Below are 3634 nucleotides of genomic sequence, written 5' to 3'. Positions count from 1 at the left end.
CGTCGAACGGCCCGCCACCGCGCCCGCGTTCCAACACCTCGGGTTCGGGCGGAAGCTGAAGAACAACCTGGCGACGGTGGTGTTCACCGGCGCGTTCGTGATCGCCGTGATCCCGCTGCGGTGGGTCCTGTTCACGCTGGTGCAGAAGGGCGCGGCACCGCTGCTGCGACCGGACTGGTGGAGCCACTCGTTCAACGGGCTCACCGCGAACGACACCAACGGCGGCATCTACCACGCGCTGGTCGGCACGGTCCTCGAAGGGCTCGTGTGCGCCATCATCGCGGTGCCGCTGGGCGTGCTGGTCGGGATCTACCTGATCGAGTACGGCCAGGACTCGCGGTTCGCGAAGATCACGACGTTCACCGTGGACATCCTCAGCGGCCTGCCGTCCATCGTGGCCGGCCTGTTCATCTACGCGCTGTGGATCACCACGTTCGGGTTCAGCAAGAGCGGCTTCGCGGTGGCGCTGTCGCTGGTGCTGCTGATGGTGCCGGTGGTCGTGCGGGTCACCGAGACGATGCTGCTGATCGTCCCGGACGAGCTGCGCGAAGCCTCCTACGCGCTGGGCGTGCCCAAGTGGAAGACGATCGTGAAGATCGTGCTGCCCACCGCGCTGTCCGGCATCCTCACCGGCATCATGCTCGGCCTCGCCCGGGTGCTGGGCGAGACCGCGCCGCTGCTGATCCTGGTGGGCTACGCGAAGGCCATCAGCTTCAACCTCTTCGAGGGCGAACTGGCCTCGCTGCCGCTGGTGATCTACACCGAGCGCGCCACCGGGACCGCGGCGGGCGACGCCCGCGTCTGGGGCGCCGCGCTGACCCTCGTGCTCATCATCATGCTGATCAACCTCGCGGCGACGCTGCTGTCGAGGCTGTTCGCCGTCAAGACCAAGTAGGGCGGATCCCATGGCCAAGCGTCTCGATATCAAGGACCTGAACCTCTACTACGGCAAGTTCCACGCCGTGCAGGACGCGACGTTGCAGGTCCCGGCCCGCAGCGTCACCGCATTCATCGGACCGTCGGGTTGCGGAAAGTCCACCGTGCTGCGGTCGCTGAACCGGATGCACGAGGTCATCGCCGGTGCCCGCGTCGACGGCAAGGTGCTGCTCGACGGGGAGGACATCTACGGCGCCGGGGTCGACCCGGTGCAGGTGCGCCGCACGATCGGCATGGTGTTCCAGCGGCCGAACCCGTTCCCCACGATGTCCATCCGGGACAACGTGGTAGCCGGGCTGAAGCTGTCCGGGCAGAAGAACAAGAAGCAGCTCGACGACATCGCCGAGCGGGCGCTGCGCGGCGCCAACCTGTGGGAAGAGGTCAAGGACCGGCTGGGCAAGCCCGGCGGCGGCCTCTCCGGCGGTCAGCAGCAGCGGCTGTGCATCGCCCGCGCCATCGCGGTGCAGCCGGACGTGCTGCTGATGGACGAGCCCTGCTCGGCGCTGGACCCGATCTCCACGCTGGCGATCGAGGACCTGATCGCCACGCTGAAGCAGGAGTACACGATCGTCATCGTCACCCACAACATGCAGCAGGCGGCGCGGGTCAGCGACCAGACCGCGTTCTTCAACCTGCGCGCCGTGGGCGAGCCGGGCGAGCTGGTGGAGATCGACGAGACCGGGCGGATCTTCTCCAACCCCAGCCAGAAGGCCACCGAGGACTACATCTCCGGTCGCTTCGGCTGAGCGGGTTGCACCCGGCGGGCCGGCCTCCCAGCGGGGGCCGGCCCGCGGTCGTTTCCGGGGTGGTCAGCTCTGCCAGTCGTCGGCGACGCTGGAGATGAACGCGCTGGATTCCTTCGGGGGCAGCGCGGCGGAGCAGACCCGCTCGAAGGCCGCCAGGTAGTCCGCGGTGTCGGCGGTCTTGTCCAGGAAGCGCGAGCCGGTCCGGTCGCCGACGTGCACCACCTGCGGGTCCGCGTCGTCCGGGAACGAGAACACCGAGATCCGCTCGCCCATCAGCGGGTGCCCGCCCAGCCCGAACGGCAGCACCTGGATGGTCACGTTGCGCCGGTACCCCATCAGCACGAGGTGCTCCAGCTGCTGGCGCATCACTGCGGGCCCGCCGATCGAGCGGCGCAATGCAGCTTCGTCCAGCACCGCCCACAGCTCGAGCGGTTCGTTGCCCAGCAGCCGCTGCTGCCGCGTCGCGGTGACGGTGAGCCGTTCCTGGCTCTCGGCGTCGGCGGGTTCGCGCAGTTCGCTGCCGAGCAGCGCGCCGTTGTAGTCCGCGGTCTGCAGCAGTTCCGGGATGGGGTCGGCGCCGAAGCAGCTGACCGCTTTGGCCGCGGTCTCCAGACCGAGGTGCGTTTCGAAGCCGGGGCGCTGCGCGGTCGTGGGGTACTGCTGCCACCACCCGCGCTCCTTCGAGCCCTGGGCGAGGTCGATCAGTTCGCCGGTCCGCTCGCCGGGGGCGCCGTAGAACTCGGCCATCAGCCGCACGTCCGAGGTGCGCACCGGCACTCGGCCCAGCTCGATCTGGCTGATCTTGCCCTGCGAGCAGTCCAGGTGCGCGGCGACCTCGCGGTGGGTGCGGCCGGCGGCTTCGCGCAACTTGCGCAGTTCGCTGCCGAGCCTGCGGCGGTGCACGGTCGGGCTGTTATGCACCCCGGACCTCCCGCGGCTCGGCGGCGGGGACGGAGTTCGGTACATCGCTGGTGCTCACGATCCCGACGATCGCACACGTCAGTTGATCGACCCGGTGCTGAGACCGAGTATTAATACGTCGGTTGCCGATTCGGCGCCGTTCCGGACGAATCCGTGATCCGCCGATCACCCGCCGCGACTGCGACTCGCGCGACAGCCGCCGCGCGCTGCACCCGCTCAAGTGAACGCCGCCCCGCGGAACGCGGGGCGGCGTCGGAGATGCACGGTCAGCTGGTGGTGGGCATGCTGCCGGTAACGGTGAACACCACCCGGCGCGCCACCGCGACCGCGTGGTCGGCGAACCGCTCGTAGAACCGGCCAAGCAGGGTCACGTCGACGGCCGCGGCAACGCCGTGCGACCAGTCCGAACCCATCATCACGCTGAACAGGTGCCGGTGCAGATCGTCCATGGCGTCGTCGGCGTTCTCCAGATCCCGGGCGGCATCGACGTCCTGGGAGCGGATCACCTGCGCCGCCCGCCCGGCCAGGTCGACCGCGACCCGGCCCATCTCGTCGAAGTACGGCTGCACCGGCTCCGGCAGCACCGGTTGCGGGTGCCTGCGCCGGGCCGCCTTCGCGACGTGCAGCGCGAGGTCGCCCATGCGCTCCATGTCCTCGGCGGCGTGGATGGTGGAGATCACCGTGCGCAGATCGCCCGCGACCGGTGCCTGCAGCGCCAGCAGGCCGAACGCCTGCTCCTCGGCACGCGCGCGCACGTCGTCGACCTGCACGTCTTCCTCGATGACCTGCTCGGCCAGGGTCAGGTCGGCCTCCAGCAGCGCACGCGTGGCGCGTTCCATCGCCGTTCCGACCATGGTGGACATCGAGGCGAGTTCCTCGGCGAGCTCGCCGAGCTGTTCCTGGTAAGCCTCACGCATGTCGGTCACCCTACTTCCGGCAAGAATCGGACAAGACGCACGACGGTGAACCGGTGGTGAACGAACATGATGCCGCCGGTCGTCCGGGCGCGCACCGCTCACCAGCGGTGTTCG

At 69.3% G+C, this 3634-nt stretch carries 4 protein-coding genes; 2 read left to right on the top strand and 2 right to left on the bottom strand.

The genetic code is table 11. The features are described 5' to 3' along the window. The coding region (gene pstA / locus IJH84_RS16725) for a phosphate ABC transporter permease PstA (protein ID WP_295146044.1) at positions 1-895 on the top strand (895 nt) is incomplete at its 5' end. A gap of 10 nt (positions 896-905) precedes the next feature. After that, the gene (pstB, locus tag IJH84_RS16720; RefSeq protein ID WP_200068831.1) at positions 906-1682 is read left to right on the top strand and encodes a phosphate ABC transporter ATP-binding protein PstB; all 777 of its coding nucleotides are present in this window, start codon (positions 906-908) and stop codon (positions 1680-1682) included. Between the two features lie 63 nt (positions 1683-1745). Here pstB and IJH84_RS16715 read toward each other — a convergent pair whose 3' ends face one another. Both IJH84_RS16715 and phoU read right to left on the bottom strand, forming a co-directional pair. Continuing rightward, positions 1746-2603 carry a helix-turn-helix transcriptional regulator gene (locus IJH84_RS16715; protein ID WP_295146041.1) on the bottom strand — a complete coding sequence of 286 codons (858 nt, stop codon included), beginning with the start codon at positions 2601-2603 and terminating at the stop codon, positions 1746-1748. 266 nt (positions 2604-2869) lie between these two features. Beyond that, positions 2870-3520: a phosphate signaling complex protein PhoU gene (gene phoU / locus IJH84_RS16710; protein WP_200068832.1), complete on the bottom strand. Its 651-nt coding sequence runs from the start codon at positions 3518-3520 to the stop codon at positions 2870-2872. Positions 3521-3634 lie beyond the last annotated feature (114 nt).

The sequence above is a fragment of the Saccharopolyspora sp. genome, assembly GCF_017434145.1.
In the GTDB taxonomy this organism is placed as follows: Bacteria; Actinomycetota; Actinomycetes; order Mycobacteriales; family Pseudonocardiaceae; genus Saccharopolyspora_C; species Saccharopolyspora_C galaxeae.
Note: the sequence above shows the minus strand (reverse complement) of the source record. Positions and strands in the feature narration are given on the sequence as shown.